This window comes from Thioalkalivibrio sp. ALRh, assembly GCF_000381425.1.
Classification (GTDB): Bacteria; Pseudomonadota; Gammaproteobacteria; order Ectothiorhodospirales; family Ectothiorhodospiraceae; genus Thioalkalivibrio.
In genome coordinates this window covers 43,086-59,816 of the sequence record NZ_KB906521.1, presented here as the reverse complement: position 1 = coordinate 59,816, position 16,731 = coordinate 43,086, and the positions used below count along the sequence as shown (strand labels likewise).

Genomic DNA, 16,731 nt, shown 5'->3' with positions numbered 1-16,731 from the left:
AAAGGGACCGTGTGAGAGGTCCCGGAGGTGCTCAGTAGACCGGAACCAGCGCGTAGCCCTGATTCTGGTAGCCCATCACGGCGATGAAGCCGCTGCGGACCGGCTTGATCGCATCGAGGACCTTGTCGTTGTCCACTCCATAGGCACGCGTGGCCGCGGCACAGACCTCCATGCGCACGCCCAGCTCGTCCAGGCGTTCGACGGCCTTCGCGATCTCCTCCAGCGTGTCGCCGTGGTCCATCGCGATCTCGGGCTCGGGGTCGGTGGTGATGAACTTGACCGCCTCGGCGATGAACACCATGCGCAGGTCCGGTTCCACGCCTTCCTTCACCAGATTCTCGTGATTGGTGGCGATGCCACGGAGGTAGGCGAGCATCACGTCGGGGTCGGACTTGCGCATGTCGTAGACCGCGCGCATGGTCTCGATGCCCTGGGTGGCCTCGCGGTTGTCCAGGCCTTCTGCATTCGCCTTCGAGATCAACCCGAGAGGCAGCAAGGCGGCCAGCAGCAGGATCAGGATTCGGTTTCGCATGAGCTATGTCTCCTTTGGGGTTGGGGCCCGCTTGTCTTGTTTTCGGGCCCGGTGTGGCCGCATTAGGCGGCTCAGTAGATCGGGATCACTGCGTAGCCCTGGGCCTGGTAGCCGGTCAGCGAGACGAAGGTGTTGCGCACTGGCTCGATGCCCGGCAGCAGTTCGCCGTGATCCACCCCGAACAGGCGGGTGGCAACGGCGCACGACTCCATCCGCACGCCCTTCTCCTTCAGCGCGGCAATGTGTTCCTCGATCGCATCCAGATGGTCGAACTCGGTCAGCTCGAAGCGCTCGCGATCCTCGCTGACCATCGTCACCGCCCGACCACGAAAGGCGAGGATCATGTCCGGCTCGACGCCCTGATCGGTCAGGTCGTTGAAGGTCTCGCGGATTACCATCAGATACAGCGCAAGCAGCTCTGGGTCATTGTTGTTCAGGTCAAACACGACCCGGCCCTGGTCGACACCCTCCAGGGCCCGGGTATCCGTCGGTTCCGCATGCGCGGACAGTGACACCACGGACAGCGTCAAGATCAGGGAAAGAACAGCCAGCATTTTCATTCTTCGGTCTCCTAGGTAGGGTGGTTTGTGGCCGCAGGCGGATCACTCGCAATCGCCCGCCAGGCCGCGTCCTGCATCGACGCGAGGTAGCACGACAGGGGCTCTTCGAGGACGCCGTCCAGATGAAGGTGGAGCAGGCGGATCGCCCCGCCAAACGCCACGGTGGCAGCGACCGGGACTTCGATAGGGCGAACCTCGCCGGAGGCAATGCCCTGCTCGATGCACTCGCGCATCCGCAGGAAGGGCCGCGACGAACAAACGGGCGGCTCGTTTGGCAGAAACTCCCGATGGCGCGCCTCGAGCACGAAGCGCATGGTGCGGGGATCGTCGGTCGCCGCCCGGAACATGAAGGCGATGATGCCGTCGCAGCGCGCGCGGCACGTCCGCTGCTGCTCCATCACCTCGCGCAGCCCACTATCCATCCGCTCCAGCAGGTCGTCGTACAGGGCCTTGGCCAGCGACTCCTTGTTGCCGAAGTGGTGGTAGATCGAGCCGATCGAGACCCCGGCCTCGCGCCGAATGTCGTGAATCGAGGTGTTGAAATACCCGGCCGTGCCGAACAGCTCCAGCGCCGTTTCCAGCACACGCTGGCGCAGCGCATCCCCGCGCAGATTCTCCTGTACCGCAGCCGACATGTCGCACCCTAGAACGAACGTTCGTTCTACCCTATGACAGAAACACGGCGATTGCCATCCCCAACGCGGCACGCGCGAAAACGTGTCGCTTCTGCCAACATCAGGGCTCAGGGGGAATCAATGACCGATTCAGATAATCCGCACACCCAGGCCATGACGCCTGGATCCGGCCGACGCCAATGGCTTGTGTGGCTGGCGATCGGGCTTGTGGCCACCATTGCCTATGTGGCCATGCCTTACGGCCACACTGCCGCGGCCTTGTATGTAGCGGCAAGCCTTGGCGCCGCCGCCGTGGTTGCGGCCTCGCTGTTTCGTGACCGGGGCCCCTGGTGCCGTTCGGCCTGGATCCTGATCGCGACCGCCCTGCTCCTCGGAGGTACCGGGCACCTGATCTGGTATGTCCTGGATCTGCAGGGCCTTGAGCCGTTTCCGGCGGCGCCGGACTTCCTGTACCTGGCGGTGTATCCGCTATTCATTGTCGCCCTGTGGCGACTGGGCGGCCCCACGGACCGGCACGATGGTGCCCTGGGCGACGCCCTGATCGTCGGCATCTCCGCGGCGGTGCTCGCCTGGGCGCTGCTGATCCAGCCCTATGTGTACGATCCGGAACTGACCAGCCTCCAGCTGCTGGTGTCGGCCGGCTACCCAGTGTTCGACCTGATGCTGCTGCCACTGGTACTGCGCCTGGTGTTTCGCTACAACACGCACATTGATGGCCAGCTGTTGCTGCTGCTCGGCGTTCTGGCCTATCTGAGCGCCGACCTGCTCTACGCCCATGGGAACTCCACCGGCTGGTATCAGCCCGGCGGACTGACCGATGCCGGCTGGCTGATCGCCTATACCCTGTTCGCCGCAGCCGCCTGGCACCCCTCGACCCAGGTAAATCCGGAGGACCGCACCGGCAGCCATGAGCTCTCCCGCCGCAGGCTCTACATCCTGGGTTCTGCGGCGGTACTGGTGCCGGGGATCATCCTGTTCACCGCCGGGGTGGATACCGACACGGTGCGCGTCGCCGCCGGTGCCTCCATCCTGATCTTCCTGCTGGTTCTGGTTCGCATGAGCGGCCTGATCCGGGAGACCCAACGCCAGGCCCAGGCGCTGGAGCAACTCTCGCGCACCGATCCTCTCACCGGCGCGGCGAACCGCCGACAGCTGGAAACCGTTCTCGAGGAAGAACTTGCGCGTGCCCGGCGTCTGGACACACCGCTCACCCTAGCCTTCATCGATCTGGATTACTTCAAGCAGTACAACGACCAGCACGGCCACGCGCAGGGTGATCGCCTGTTGCGCGACCTGGTCGCCGCCTGGCATCAGGAACTGCGCCCCAGCGACACGGTCGCCCGCTACGGGGGCGAGGAGTTTGTGGTGGTGCTCCCTCACACCGGTCCGGATCAGGCGCGCACGGTCATCGAGCGCCTCCGTCAGCGCACCCCGAACCAGCAGACCTGCTCCGCTGGTATCGCCTTCGCCGAGCCGATGGAAACAGCGGAAGGCCTGCTCCGGCGCGCGGACCGGGCCTTGTACCGGGCCAAGGACGAGGGCCGCAACCAGTCGCGGTTCGCCACGCCGGACGACGCTGCGCCGGCCCCATCCTGAACGTCGCCCGCCGCGCCAATCCCGCAAGGGCAACGTCCGCCAAGAACACGATAGACAGACCCTAAACGCATTGGTTATAGTTCGCGCACCCTCAGGGGAGTAGTCGCTCCGGCAGCGCCGGAGGCATGCGTCAACATCCTTGGCCCTCGGGCCATGGCGTATGCAGCCCGTCCGAAGGCGCCCCGGTGCGCCTCCGACAAGCGGCCTGACGAGACCTGTGGCATCGATATCCGCCTCGCGTGATCGCGAGGACAGCCCGTGGGCGGGCGGCGGATGGCGATGTCACCGGCTCTGCGTTGCGCCGCCCGCCCCGGAATTGCATTCATGGAACTCTTTCTGCTGTCCATCGTGGCCGTGGCCATCGCGGAGATCGGCGACCGCTCGATGTTCCTGGCGGCCGTGTTCGGCATGCGCTGCCGCAGTGCCTGGGCCGTATTCTGGGGTATGGCCACCGGCCTCTTCCTGAACCAGTTGTTGTCCGCCGTGGTCGGGATCTGGCTGTTCGCGGTGATTGCCACCGACTGGCACCTGTGGGTGGTCGGCGCGGCCTTCCTGATCATGGCGATCTGGGTCCTGTTCCCGGAGGACGAGGAAGACGAGCAGGCGCCCAAGGCGCGCAGCGCCTTCTTCGCCGCCGCGGTCGCCTTCTTCCTGTTCGAGATGCTGGACAAGACCCAGCTGGCGGTCGTCACCCTGGCCGGGGCCTCCGGCGCCCTGCTGCCCGTCGTACTGGGCGCCACCGTGGGCATTCTGCTGATCACCACCCCGGCCCTGATCCTGGGCAAGCGCTTTGCCGCGCGCATCCCCGCCGCGCCGATGCGCTTTGTCGCCTCCGGCATGTTCCTGCTGATCGGTCTGTGGACCTGGGCCGAGGCCGGTAACTGGATCCCCGATCTTGGCCTTCCGGACCTCTCGGGCTTCCTGATGCAGGCGGTCGAGAACCACCAGCAGGGGCAATAACGCAAGGCTGCGCTCGCGGGAGGCCGAAATCTCCTGATCCCGCGGGTGCGCTCCGTTCGCCGCGTTATTGCATCAACTCGCGTACCGTGTCGATGACCTCCGGATCATCCCACTCAATGGCGCTGTTAACCGAATAGCGGATGCGCCCCTCGCGGTCGAGGATGAACGAGCTGGGGAAGGCGAATACCCGCCAGCCCGCCGCCACCCGGCCGTCGAAATCCATCAGCACCGGAAAGTCGACCTGCACCTCGTCCATGAACTCGGCGATGTGTTCCGCGCTTTCCTGGTAGTTGACCGAGACGATCTCGAAGCCCTCGCCCAGCTTCTCCGCCATGCGGTTCATCGACGGGATCTCGTGTACGCAGGGCGGACACCAGGTCGCCCAGAAGTTCAGCAGGATCACGTCCCCGGCATAGTCGCTCAGGGACTGCTCGTCCCCCAGGTGATCCGTCAGCGTGAAGTCCTCCATCGGCGGGGTGTGATCGCGTTCCACCAGACCGCGGCGGGCCTCCACGGTCGACTCGCGCTCCGGGAGCGGACTTGCCGCGAGCGGGCGCGGCATGGTCGCCAGCAGGTTGCCCGCCCGACGTAGCTGACGCGCCAGCTGATCGGTAGCGGCGCGCTCCTCGGCACTGGGGTCGCCGCGACGCAGGTAGTAGAAGTCGCGCACCTCGGGGACCATCTGCACGAACACCGGGCTGCTGCCCCCGCGCAGGGCGCCGAGGATCTCGTCGAGATACCAGCGATAGACCCCCAGTTCCGGCTGCAGGATGAAGACCGGCAGGTTGGTGGCACGTGCCACGTCCACGTACTCGGCCGGCGCCCCGGCCACGGGTGTGTCGACCATCAAGTTGGGGAAGCCCAGCGTCGCGCCTATCAGGTAGGCGCTGCCGGGTTCGCCGAGCTGCCAGTGGCGCATGCCGCGCAGCGCGACGATCGACGGGCGTCCGGAGGCCACCACCATCACCTCCTTGCCCGTCTCGTGGTGCGCCTCCCGGATCAGTGCGGCCACGCCCTCACCATCCAGGCTGCGCATGCTCTCATTGGTACGGGGCAGGAAATACGCGTCCAGCAGGTCAACCATCCACACCTCGATACCCGAGGCGACCAGTTCGCGCGCCAGCCGATCATGGTTCTCGTGTTGCCCTGCCTGAGGCAGCAGCCACAGATACAGACGCTGGCCCTCGGCCGGATACAACGTCACGTCGAAGGCGGCGCCGGAGTCGTCCGTGACCACCCGTGATTCGGGGTCGGCCTGGGCGGCTGCCGACCCCATAAGCAACAACCAGCAGACCCATACCCAGAGGCTCGCACTCCGGAACCCACCCATCCTGCTTACTGTTGCCTTCATGCAGCCACTGCCCTCATCAACAGCACCGGCCGAGCCGGCACCTGCTATGTTCAATATATCGCGCGCGTCGACCCGCATTGCCGCAACGGGAGGTGCGCATGCGCCGAGATCGGCCCTTGCTACACGGGATTTGTTCGTTTCTCGTATTCGGCCTGACCACGGTTCCGGGCGAACCCGGGGGCCGCTGACCGGGCACCGGCTATCCGTATAATGGGCGCTTTCCGATTGCGCAGGGAGCGTTATGCAGACCCCGGACGATGCCGCACAGTTGCTGGACGCCCTGCAGGATGACAGTCAGTGCGATCTCGCCGAGACCCTGCGCCGCATCGTGGACTGGCTGCGCCCGGACAACCCCCGCAACATCGCGCCGGTCATTGCCCGGATCGAGAGCCTGACGCTGGCCCTCCAGGAACAGCCCGAGGTTCGCGAACGCCTGCGCGAGCGTCTGGAGGCCGGCCTGGAGGACGCCCGCCACCTGACGTTGTATACCGGCGTGGGCCTGTTCTCCCGCAAGGGTTTCTTCCGCGAGGCCGCGGAACTCCTGTACGAGCGCATCAATCCGCACCCGATGGACCGCGCGGATCTCCGGGACGTGCTCTACCACGTCTTCCACAACCCCGATGACGCGATCTGGGTATCGGCGCTGCCGGACGATGCCTGGTCCCGGCTGCTCGGGGCGCTGGGCTGCCTGTCCGGCGAACACCCCGGCGTGCTGGACCGCGCCCGCAGCGAGACGCTCTACGCCCTGGAGATGCTCTCGATCTGGATCGCCGCCGAGGAACTGGAACCGGAACTGCTGCGGCTGGATCCGTCGATTGCCGAGCGCAATTCCGCCTTCGTCGCGCAGGAGCGCGAGATCTCCGCCTATGTGCGCGACTACCGTGCCTGGCTGCAGGACCCCGGCCACGAGCGCATGGACGACGCCCATGCCCGCGTGCTGCTGGAACAGTGCGGGGATCAGATCCTGCGCCTGCGCCGGCGGGCGATCACGCATGGCAGCAGCCTGTCACTGACCCATCTGCTGGAGCGCCTGGACCAGACGCTGTCGCGCATCCACAAGCTGCTGGACCTGCTCGAGCCGCGCGAGGAGGCACACACACGCACCACCGCGGTGGGCGTGTTCCGCGAGCTGGTCACGGCCAGTGCCCGCCGCCACGGGCTGCGCGCGCTGTGGCAGGACAACATCCGGCTGGTCTCGCGCAGCATCACGCAGCATGTCTCCGACACCGGCGAGCACTACATCACCCGTGATCGCGGCGAGTACCTGACGATGCTGCGCTCGGGCGCCGGTGCGGGCCTGATCATCGCCTTCATGGCGCTGATCAAGATCCAGGTGGAATCCCTGGGCCTGTCCGAGGGCTGGAACGCCTTGTGGGTCAGCCTGAACTACGGTCTGGGCTTTGTGCTGATCCACATCCTGCACTTCACCGTGGCGACCAAGCAGCCGGCGATGACCGCCGCGCGCCTCGCGGCCGCGATCGAGGAGAACGAACGCGGCACGGCCGATGCCTCGAAGCTTGCGGAACTGCTGGTACGGGTTGGCCGTTCCCAGTTTGCGGCCGTGCTGGGCAATGTCGGCGTGGCACTCCCCACGGCGCTACTGATCGGGGCCCTCGCGGCCTGGGGTTTCGGCACACCGATCCTTTCGGGCACCGAGACGGATTACCTGCTGGACGGCCTGCGCCCGATCCTGGGCCTGGCGCTGTTTTTCGCGGCCATCGCCGGGGTCTGGCTGTTCGTCTCTGGCCTGATCGCCGGGTTCTTCGACAACCGCTGCGCCTATCTCGACCTGCCCGGGCGCCTGCGCGAGCACCCGCTGCTGCAGCGGCTGCTGCCAACCACCACCCGTCACCGTCTCGCCGACTGGGTCGGATACAACTACGGCGCGGTGCTGGGCAATTTCCTGTTCGGCATGCTGCTCGGCATGACCGGCTTTGTCGGCTACCTGCTGAACCTGCCGCTGGACATCCAGCATGTGGCCTTCGCCTCCGCCAACCTCGGCTACGTGACCGCCAGCGAGTCGATCGGCGTGTTCACCTTCCTGCTGTTCCTGGTGTTCGTGCTGCTGATCGGCGCGGTGAACCTGTGGGTCAGCTTCGGCCTGGCCCTGTACGTCGCCCTGCGTGCCCGCGGCGTCCGCATCGGGGCCTTCGACCGCGTGCTGAAGGCCTACGGCCGACACCTGCGCCGACACCCGACGCAATTCCTGCTCCCACCACGAGGTGGCGAGGCACAGGAAGGTGACGAGGCGCCGCCCAGGTGAAGCCGGCATGATGCGCGTCTGGTGGGTCGTCCTCGCCGCCTTCTGGCTGGCCTCCTGTGCCGGCAGTCCGCCGCAGCCGGCCGTGGACGATGCCCCGGATGAACGCCCGGACGCCGAGGTGCTGGAAGCCGCGGACGGGACCCGCCTCCCGCTACACCGCTGGGGACCGGAAGAGCCCCGCCGGGTCGCCCTGGCCCTGCACGGCTTCAACGACCACGGCGGCAGCATGGCGGCCCTGGGCGAGGCCCTTGCCGAGCACGAGATCGCCGTCTACGCGTTTGATCAGCGCGGCTTTGGCGCCAACCGCGATATCGGCCGCTGGGCGGGCTATCAGACGATGGCCGAGGACGCACGCACCGGGCTGCGCATCCTCGCCGAGCGCTATCCCGACAACCCGCCCTACCTGATCGGCAAGAGCATGGGCGGCGCCGTGGCCCTGGTGGCCGCCACCGGCGAAGACCCGCCGCCCATGCGCGGGACGGCGCTGATCAGCCCGGCCGTCTGGAGCCGCGATCAAATGCCCTGGTACCAGCGCTTCGGCCTCTGGGTTGGCGCCCGCATTGCCCCCGGCATGCGCCTGACCGGCGAGATGGCGGCGGAATTCGATATCCAGCCCACCGACGACCCGGCGGTCCTGGAGCAGATGCGCGATGATCCGCTGGTCCTGCGCGATGCCCGCATCGACGCCCTGGACGGACTGACCACGCTGATGGGCCGCGCGCTGAGCGCCGGAGGCACGCTACCCGCCCCAAGCCTGCTGCTCTACGGCGCGAAAGACGACCTCGTGCCACCCGGGCCTACGGCGGTGCTGGCCGAACACCTGGCCGCGACCGGCGACCCCGGCCACCGCATGGTGCTCTATCCCGCGGGCTACCACATGCTCACGCGCTATACCCGTTCCGCGGACACCTTTGGCGATCTCGTTGCCTGGATGCTGGACCCCGAGCCCAACTTGCCCTCCGGCCACGAACGCGCGCCCGAGACCATGGTGCAGAACCTGCAAGAACTCGACACGCAACGCTGATTCGCGCCGACCGGCCCACGCCGGCGAAAGGGTCACAAAAGTTGCATCGCTTGCGCATGTGATCCAGATCAAGATCCCGGGGCATGAGGTATCTAATACTCAGAGGCCTTTTGCCTGGACCCGCGAGGTCTTCATGTCCGCTGAACGCCCCGCATCCCCGCGCCGGGCCCTGCGACTGCGGCTGTTCATCGTCGCCGCGATCATGGGCGTGGCCCTGCTCGTGTTCCTGACAGTCCATATCACCTCCACGCTGATCTACGAACGGACGATGGCGCGCCAGGCAGAACAGACGGCCAGCGGCATCGCCCACCAGACCTTCGCCTCGATGTTCCAGATCATGCGCGAGGGCTGGACTCGCGAGCAGCTGGAGGCGTTCTCGGCGGGGATCGAGGAATCGCTGGCGGATACGCCGCTGCAGCTGGATTTCTATCGCGGCGAGAAGGTCTCGGCACTGTACGGCGACGTGGATCAGCCCGCGTGGCACGAGCGCATCGAGCATGCGTTCGAGACCGGCGCCATCGAAAGCCGCCAGGACAACGGCGAGCTGCGCTACACCTTCCCTCTGCGCGCCCGCAACGAATGCCTCGCCTGTCATGGCAACGCGTCCAGCGGCGATGTGCTCGGGGTGATGGAGGTGCGCCAGGACCTGGGCACGGCCATCAGCGAGGCGCGTAACCAGCAGGTCTGGACCTTCCTCGGGACCGGGCTGGGCACGCTCTTGCTGGGCTCCCTGATCGCAGCCTGGGCAACGGCGCCCATCACCCGCTCGGTGCGCCGTTTCCAGGACCAGGTAACCCGCGTCAATGCGATCAAGGACCTCAACCACGTCGAGACGCAGGCGATCGACACCGGGTTCGTGGAGCTCAACCAGGTGGTCGACCAGGTGGATGACCTGGTGCGCAAGCTGCGCGCGGTCGCGGTCGACAAGGACATCCTCGAGTTCGAATTGAAGCTACTGGACAAGTTCATCATCACGTCGGATGTGGTGCGTGACTGGCGCGAATACATCGGGGTACTGCTGACCGAGATCAACACGATCATCGACGCCTACACCCTGTTCACCCTGTTCAAGGCCAACGACGACGTCTACGAGCTGGAGATCTTCTGGCGCGCGGAGCCCACGGAGGCCACCCGGCGCACTGTGGAACGCCTGGCCACGCATCGCATCCGGGCGTCCGAGGAGTTCGTGCGGGACGCCAACATCAGCGTGCGGCACAACGTCGCCGACGCCTCCAGTCATCTGCCGGAACTCTCGCCCCGCCAGATCGAGCTGGCGACCAAGTCACTGGTACTGGACACCCCGCGCATTGGCGGTGTGGTCGGCATCGGCGTGCAGTCCGATCTGGTGCGCGACCCGGTACGCCATGTCGTGATCGAGAGCATCCTGTCGACCCTGCTGAACCTGGTCGGCTCGGTGAAGGCGATCTACAAGTACACCCAGGACCTCGAGTACTACGCGACGCGTGACCCGCTGACCAATCTTTACAACCAGCGGGTGTTCTGGGAGCTGTTCAACTACGAGATCAAGCGCGCCGAGGGGCATGGCTATTCCTTTGCGGTGATGGTCGTGGATCTGGACAACTTCAAGACCATCAACGACCGCTACGGCCATGCCTTTGGGGACCGCTTCCTGCAGGCCTATGCGGAGACGATCCAGGGCGCGATCCGCAACGAGGACATCCTGGCGCGCTACGGCGGCGACGAGTTCGCGTTAATCCTGCCCGAGACCGACCAGCACTCCGCCTGGCAGCTCGCGGCGCACATGGCCGAGGCCACCGATGGCCTGTCGCTCCCGGCCCCGGACGGCTCGCGGGTCAAGGCCACCACCTGCATTGGCATCGCCGCCTATCCACGCCACGGCAAGGACACGCGCGACCTGTTCCTGGTGGCCGACAACATGATGTACAAGGCCAAGCGCGAGGGGAAAAACGCGGTCTGCGTGCCGAGTGACGAAGAAGTGGCCGCAGTGTTCCGCGAGGCGGGCGAGACCGGCATCATGATCATGGAGGCGCTGGAGGACCGCCGCATCGTCCCCTACTTCCAACCGATCATGGACACCGCCACCGGCGAGGCCCATATCCACGAGCTGCTGATGCGCATCCGTGTGGGCGACGAGTTGATCCCGGCGGGCCAGTTCGTCGAGGTCGCCGAGACCATGGGGGTGATGCACCAGCTCGACTACGTGCTGATCGAGCAGGCCTTTATCGAGGTCAGCCGCTCCGGCTACTCGGGGCTGTTGTTCATCAACCTCTCGCCGCGCGCCCTGATCATCGGCGAGTTCATCGGCAAGGTCCGCCAGTTGGCGCACGACCACGGCATCGAGCCGGCCAAGGTGGTCTTCGAGATCACCGAGCGCGACACGGTGAAGAACATGGCCGTGCTGGAACAGTTCGTACTCGACCTGAAGCAGCAGGGATTCCAGTTCGCAGTCGACGACTTCGGCTCGGGCTTCTCCTCGTTCCACTACCTCAAGCGCTTCCCCATCGACTTCGTGAAGATCGAGGGCGACTTTGTGCGCAACATGGTCCACGACGCGCGCGACCAGGCATTTGTCCGCTCGATCGCGGCGCTGGCGCGCGACCTGAACGTGCGCACCATCGCCGAGTACGTGGAGGACGCCGAGATCCTGGAAGCGGTCAAGTCCATCGGCATCCACTACGCCCAGGGCTTTCATGTGGGCCACCCCGGCCCCGGACCGCTGCCCGGTCCCGGGAATGGCGAGACCCGCCACTGAACGGCCTCGCCTGACGGCCCACGCTGTTTTATCGTGGGATACCGCTACGCTGTGGCTGACAAAGCGGCCGGAGGCACGATGGGACAAAAGGGCAAGGGGTCTTCCGAACGGCTGGACGCGCTGGTCGCGCAAAGCCATCAATCCAGGACCGAACGCGAGCGGGGCTATCGCGAACAGGCGCTGAAGATGTACCCGTGGGTCTGCGGGCGCTGCGGGCGCGAGTTCACGCGCGCCAACCTGCAGGAACTGACGGTGCACCACCGCGACCACAACCACGACAACAACCCCCCCGATGGTAGCAACTGGGAGCTGCTGTGCCTGTACTGCCACGACAACGAACACCAGCGCTATACCGACGCGACCCCAGGGAGCGGCAAGAGCGCCGAAACCACGGCGACCCATAACCCCTTTGCCGGGCTCGCCGATCTGCTGAACCGGGACGAAGACTCGAAGTAAGGCCTGCGGGGCAGGCGTCCCGAGGACTTGCTTACAGTGACCGCCACCAGAACTGGAGCGGCTTCCAGGTCTCCCCGTCCTCGCCCAGATCCGGCCAGTGGTAGTGGCACACGAGCCCGTCGGCGGGCTCGTAGCCGCGCTTGCGCCAGAAACCGTCCAGCGGGCGATAGTCCGCCGGGCGTGCCGGATGTTTGTCCGGACGGATGACGGCACAGAAGGTCGCCTGCGTATAGCCCGACTCGCGCGCTGCGGCCTCGCGGGCATCAAAGAAGCGATGGCCGGCCCCCTGTCCCCGATAAGGCCGCTGCAGGACCGACTCCGCGAGATAGAAATACCGCTCGGGGTCCAGTCCGTTCTGAGCGAAAGGGGCCTGAAAATCGGCGTCGGCCGCCGCCAGCGGCAGCGAGGTCGACGCCCCCACGAGTTCTCCTCTATCCCAGGCGAGCACCACCGCGCTTTGCGGACAGCGGACATAGTCGGCCAGGTAGTCCCGCTCGTACTCGACGGAGCCTTCGTACAGGTAGGGCCACTCGCGAAAGACCTCGATACGCAGGCGCGCGATGGCCTCCAGGTGCGGCTCAAGGCCCGTGCCACGTTCCACCGTGAAATTCACTCCCGCCTCCTTTATTTGTACGTCCTGTGACACAGATCAAAGGGGCCGATTCGATGCCCCTGGAACCAGGAAACTCAGCCACAACGATCTACACTCAAGAAGAAAGGATGCAACATCCCGCGCGGACCCGATCGCAGTACCGGGCCCGCTCGTGGATCGCGCGTTCATTTCGCCCTTCGGGGCATTCACGCCTGTCCAACAGGAGGCACTGTATGGATACCGTATGGATCGTTGTGGCCGATGCCGCCCGCGCGCGCATCCTCAGTTGTGAAGGTCGTGCCTGCCAGGGTCTGCACGAAATCGAAACCCTGACGCACACCGAGTCCCGCGTACATCCCCGGGATCTGGTCACGGACCGCCCCGGCCGCAGCTGGAGCAGCGCCGGAGGTGACGGCCGCCACGCCATGCAGGAGACCACCGACCCAAGTGTCAATGAACGCAACCGTTTCGCCCGCGAAGTCGCCGACCGTCTCCGGGGGGGCTATCACAGCGGCAGCTATCAGCGGCTGGTCATCCTTGCCGCGCCACAATTCCTGGGGGCCCTGCGCGAACTGCTGGACCCGCAGGTCGCGCAGATCGTAACCGCCCAGATTGCCAAGAACGTTTCCAAGATCCAGGACCCGGCCGCCCTGCGCAGTCACCTGCCGGACTTCCTCTACTAAGCCACTGACCTTGCTCGACAAGGGCCCGCCCAGCGCGGGCCCCTTTTTTGATCGGGCCCGTTTTTACTCGAACCGCACTTCGACTTCCGGGGCCTGGCCCGGAACCAGGCCCTCGTAACGCACCAGGAAGGCGTCGTGTTCATCCACCGAAAACAAGGGCCCGAAACTCCCCAGGCTCAGCAGTTCGCCGGCCTCGAGGGTCTCGCCGCGGGCCGCCAGTTCATCCACCAGCCAGAGTACGGCGTCCAGTGGGTGTCCGAGGATGGCGCTACCCGGATACTCGCCCAGCACCTCGCCATCCTCGTTCTCGATGACCACCGTCATCGCGGCCAGCGTCTCACCCATCTCCGGGTTCACGGGCAACGGCTCGCCCAGGACACCTCCCCGAGCGCCCACGTTGATCGCGGTAATGCTCCGGGCATCCAGGGTGGAGGGGTCCGCGACCATCAGATCCACGAGCTCAATGAATGGCAGCACCCAGTCGATGGCCGCGAGCACCTCGGCATGGTCCGATGCCTGCATGATGGCCGGGTCCGCCACGCGCACGGCCAGATCGGCCTCGACCATGGGGCGCGCGCCGAAATCCCGTTCGACCGGAACCTCCGACGGCCAGATCATCCCGACCAGCATGGGGCCCGCCACCGGGGCATCGGCGCCGAAGCGCTCTTGCATGCTCTCGGAGGTCAGACCGACCTTCCACCCCACATGCGGCCCCACCGCCGCATCCAGATCCGCCACCAAGGCGCCCTGAATGCACAGGGCATCGGCCATGTCCTCCGGTTGGACCCGAGCTACGGGCTCCCGATCCAGCCAGGCGGCTGCGAGAGCCTCGCCCTCATGGGCACTGCCCTCCGGGCAGGCCGCGAATGCAGGACCCGCGATCCATAACCCGAGCAACAGCCCTGCCAGGCCAACACCCCTGCAAGGACGCATGCGGATTCTCCCCAAAACGGCCATTGTACCCGGGGACCGCCCAGGTGACGTCGCTAGTGCGGATCGGATGCCTCGCGTTCGGGAGTCCCGGGGACGGGTGCGATACGGTCGGCATCGGGCTCGGGGAAGTCACTCGGGGCGAGCACCCCGAGGAGCTTGGGGCCGTCGTGTGCGGGCACGAAGATCGCCAGTTCGGCCTCCTGGATTTCCAGATCCACCGCCTGGCGCAGGTTCAGGTCGTGGCCCACGACCACGATGTTGGAAGACGGATCCTCCGGGGGCGTATGGAGGTGGCGCGCTAGGCCATCGATCAGATGGGCACGGCGGTCCTCGTCCCGCACCCAGGGGAGATTGAAGAGGTCATAGCGGATCTCGTATTCCTCGAAGGCCAGCGAGGCGGTCTCCCAGTTTCGGCAGAAGGGACTGGTCAACACTTGTTCGACCGGGATCTCCAGCGCGCGGAAGCCGTCACCCACCCGCCGCGAGTGATTGCGCCCAAGGGTGCTGAGATTGCGCTGCCCCGCGCAGTCATCCATGTCGCTGATGTCGTAGTCATCGTGCGAGCGGTCGGTCTCCGCATGGCGCCAGAAGACGACCAGCCCGCCGCCCTGCAGGCGTTCGATCAATTGTTCCGCACTCAGCTCATCAGCCCCAAGCCCCAAGGGGACGAGGCCGATCAGCAGCGCCCCAAAGAACCCAAACATCCGCCTCGCCATCGCCTCTGCTCCCCATGCTTCGTCTATCCAACACTATAATGCGTAGACGAAATATCGAGGGCGCGCCCGGGCGGACCGGCTCAGAAGTCGTCGGGCGTCAGCACCCCCAATAGCCGCGGGCGTTCCTCTCCGGGTTCGAACACCGCGATCTCGCCCTCGTCGATCTGCACCCGGGCCGCCCGCTGCAGGTTGATATTGTGCCCCACGATTACGACGTTCTGGTCGGCATCTTCGGGGAGTGTATTCAGATAACGCTGCAAGGCGCGAACCAGCTCGTCCTGACGCCCGCGATCGCGTACCGGCGGCACGTTGAACAGATCCTCGCGGATCTCGTAGGCGCCCTCGCCAAAAGCGATCCGGGCGCTATCCACGTTGCGGCAGAACGCCGAACTCAGGATCGACTCGACCGGAATGGCGTGACGCTCGAAACCCTCGCCTACCTTGCGCGCCTCGTCCTTGCCCTGATCATTGAGGTTGCGCTGCAGCTCGCAGCGGGACATGTCCGACAGGTCGCGGTCACGCTGGCTGCGGTCGGTCGCCGCGTGGCGCCAGTAGATCACCAGCCCACCCTCCTGCATGCGCTCGATCAGCGCCTCGGGAGCCAACTCGGCATCGGCGTGGCCCACCGCCGGTACGAGAAGAGTCGCAATCAGAATAAAAGCCATGCGCCACATGCGTTATGCCCTCACGTTTCCCACCCGACATCCAGTCGGTTCAGACCAACCGTACCACCCGAGGTTCGCCATACCCGATCGTTGACGCCCCCCCATCTCGGCCCTAGTATTCCGTTCTCCCCAGCCCGGAATCCCGCTCCCGCATGACCTACTGTGTCGCCATCGATCTGGACGACGGCCTCGTGTTCGCCTCCGACTCGCGTACCAATGCCGGTGTCGACCAGGTCAGCACCTACAGCAAGATGCACACCTTCGAGGTCGAGGGTCAGCGCATGTTTGTCGTGCTGACCGCCGGCAACCTGGCCACCACGCAGGCCGTGGTGCACCGGCTCAAGCGCGACATGGAGGACAACGCCGAGGAGAGCCTGGCGACCGTGGAGCGCATGTCGGACGCCGCCGAGTACCTGGGGCGCCTGAATCGCGAGGAGACCGAGAAACACTCGGAGGCCCTGTCCCGTTCCGGCATGCAGGCCGAGGCAACGATGATCATCGGCGGCCAGATCGGGGAGGCCCCCCCTGGCGTCTACCTGATCTACCCCCAGGGTAACTACATCACCACGTCGCAGCAGACGCGGTTCCTGCAGATCGGCGAGAGCAAGTACGGCAAACCGATCCTGGATCGCATCATCGAGCACGACACTGGGCTCGGCGATGCGGCCCGCTGTGCGCTGGTGTCGATCGATTCCACCATCCGCTCCAACCTGACCGTCGGGCCGCCGATCGAGGTCCTCGTCTACGAGCGCGGCACCCTCGACTTCGACCACTACCTGTGCATGGAGGCCGACGACGAATACCTGCGTTCCCTCACTCAGGCCTGGGACGAAAACATCAAGCGTGCCTTTACCGACCTCCCCCGCTTCGACTGGGAAGGCACGCACGGGCGCAAGCAGCGCGGGACGCGGGTCAGCCGTGGATCCAGCAAAACCACCGGCGGCAGCAAGGCCGGCACCACCAAGGCAAGCACCAGCAAGCCCAAAAAGCCCCGCCGCTGACCACGGCGCCGTAGGAGCCGGCTTGCCGGC

Annotated in this window: 16 protein-coding genes and 1 riboswitch; of the genes, 8 read left to right on the top strand and 8 right to left on the bottom strand. The window is 66.0% G+C overall.

The annotated features are described in order from the left end of the window. Positions 1-31: 31 nt before the first annotated feature. The 3 genes from F791_RS0109140 to F791_RS0109130 form a co-directional block, all read right to left on the bottom strand. Positions 32-532: a DsrE family protein gene (locus F791_RS0109140; RefSeq protein WP_018137863.1), complete on the bottom strand. Its 501-nt coding sequence runs from the start codon at positions 530-532 to the stop codon at positions 32-34. 71 nt (positions 533-603) lie between these two features. Further along, on the bottom strand, positions 604-1,092 hold the full coding sequence (locus F791_RS0109135; protein ID WP_018137862.1) for a DsrE family protein: 489 nt from the start codon (positions 1,090-1,092) through the stop codon (positions 604-606). An 11-nt stretch (positions 1,093-1,103) separates the two neighbouring features. After that, on the bottom strand, positions 1,104-1,727 hold the full coding sequence (locus F791_RS0109130) for a TetR/AcrR family transcriptional regulator (RefSeq protein ID WP_018174819.1): 624 nt from the start codon (positions 1,725-1,727) through the stop codon (positions 1,104-1,106). Between the two features lie 186 nt (positions 1,728-1,913). Here F791_RS0109130 and F791_RS0109125 point away from each other — a divergent pair, with 186 nt between their 5' ends. Further along, the gene (locus F791_RS0109125) at positions 1,914-3,323 is read left to right on the top strand and encodes a diguanylate cyclase (RefSeq protein WP_018137860.1); all 1,410 of its coding nucleotides are present in this window, start codon (positions 1,914-1,916) and stop codon (positions 3,321-3,323) included. A gap of 89 nt (positions 3,324-3,412) precedes the next feature. Next, positions 3,413-3,530, top strand: a riboswitch (yybP-ykoY riboswitch). A gap of 117 nt (positions 3,531-3,647) precedes the next feature. Next, positions 3,648-4,283: a TMEM165/GDT1 family protein gene (locus F791_RS0109120; RefSeq protein WP_018137859.1), complete on the top strand. Its 636-nt coding sequence runs from the start codon at positions 3,648-3,650 to the stop codon at positions 4,281-4,283. A 64-nt stretch (positions 4,284-4,347) separates the two neighbouring features. On the opposite strand, the gene F791_RS0109115 is transcribed toward F791_RS0109120, so the two are convergent. Then, complete coding sequence (locus F791_RS0109115; protein WP_018994184.1) at positions 4,348-5,520, bottom strand: TlpA disulfide reductase family protein; 1,173 nt, start codon at positions 5,518-5,520, stop codon at positions 4,348-4,350. Between the two features lie 355 nt (positions 5,521-5,875). Between F791_RS0109115 and F791_RS0109110 the strand changes: the two genes are divergently transcribed. The 4 genes from F791_RS0109110 to F791_RS0109095 all read left to right on the top strand — a co-directional run bounded on the left by F791_RS0109110 (position 5,876) and on the right by F791_RS0109095 (position 12,111). Further along, complete coding sequence (locus F791_RS0109110; RefSeq protein WP_018994185.1) at positions 5,876-7,897, top strand: site-specific recombinase; 2,022 nt, start codon at positions 5,876-5,878, stop codon at positions 7,895-7,897. Positions 7,898-7,904: 7 nt separating this feature from the next. Continuing rightward, a complete protein-coding gene (locus F791_RS0109105; protein ID WP_018994186.1) occupies positions 7,905-8,921 on the top strand; it encodes an alpha/beta fold hydrolase in 1,017 nt (338 codons plus the stop codon). A 133-nt stretch (positions 8,922-9,054) separates the two neighbouring features. Next, on the top strand, positions 9,055-11,655 hold the full coding sequence (locus tag F791_RS0109100) for a bifunctional diguanylate cyclase/phosphodiesterase (RefSeq protein WP_018994187.1): 2,601 nt from the start codon (positions 9,055-9,057) through the stop codon (positions 11,653-11,655). Positions 11,656-11,733: 78 nt separating this feature from the next. After that, complete coding sequence (locus tag F791_RS0109095; RefSeq protein WP_018994188.1) at positions 11,734-12,111, top strand: YajD family HNH nuclease; 378 nt, start codon at positions 11,734-11,736, stop codon at positions 12,109-12,111. 31 nt (positions 12,112-12,142) lie between these two features. Here F791_RS0109095 and F791_RS0109090 read toward each other — a convergent pair whose 3' ends face one another. Beyond that, positions 12,143-12,724 (bottom strand): GNAT family N-acetyltransferase, encoded by a 582-nt coding sequence (locus F791_RS0109090; RefSeq protein WP_018994189.1) that lies wholly within the window; start codon positions 12,722-12,724, stop codon positions 12,143-12,145. Positions 12,725-12,936: 212 nt separating this feature from the next. Here F791_RS0109090 and F791_RS0109085 point away from each other — a divergent pair, with 212 nt between their 5' ends. Then, the gene (locus tag F791_RS0109085; protein ID WP_018137852.1) at positions 12,937-13,386 is read left to right on the top strand and encodes a host attachment protein; all 450 of its coding nucleotides are present in this window, start codon (positions 12,937-12,939) and stop codon (positions 13,384-13,386) included. A 63-nt stretch (positions 13,387-13,449) separates the two neighbouring features. Here F791_RS0109085 and F791_RS0109080 read toward each other — a convergent pair whose 3' ends face one another. From F791_RS0109080 to F791_RS0109070, 3 genes are all read right to left on the bottom strand, one after another. Continuing rightward, the gene (locus F791_RS0109080; RefSeq protein WP_018994190.1) at positions 13,450-14,157 is read right to left on the bottom strand and encodes a 2-keto-4-pentenoate hydratase; all 708 of its coding nucleotides are present in this window, start codon (positions 14,155-14,157) and stop codon (positions 13,450-13,452) included. A 215-nt stretch (positions 14,158-14,372) separates the two neighbouring features. Next, complete coding sequence (locus F791_RS0109075) at positions 14,373-15,023, bottom strand: histidine phosphatase family protein (protein ID WP_018994191.1); 651 nt, start codon at positions 15,021-15,023, stop codon at positions 14,373-14,375. A 92-nt stretch (positions 15,024-15,115) separates the two neighbouring features. Next, a complete protein-coding gene (locus F791_RS0109070; protein WP_018994192.1) occupies positions 15,116-15,709 on the bottom strand; it encodes a histidine phosphatase family protein in 594 nt (197 codons plus the stop codon). A 143-nt stretch (positions 15,710-15,852) separates the two neighbouring features. Between F791_RS0109070 and F791_RS0109065 the strand changes: the two genes are divergently transcribed. Next, complete coding sequence (locus F791_RS0109065) at positions 15,853-16,701, top strand: proteasome-type protease (protein WP_018137848.1); 849 nt, start codon at positions 15,853-15,855, stop codon at positions 16,699-16,701. The last annotated feature ends 30 nt before the right edge of the window (positions 16,702-16,731 follow it).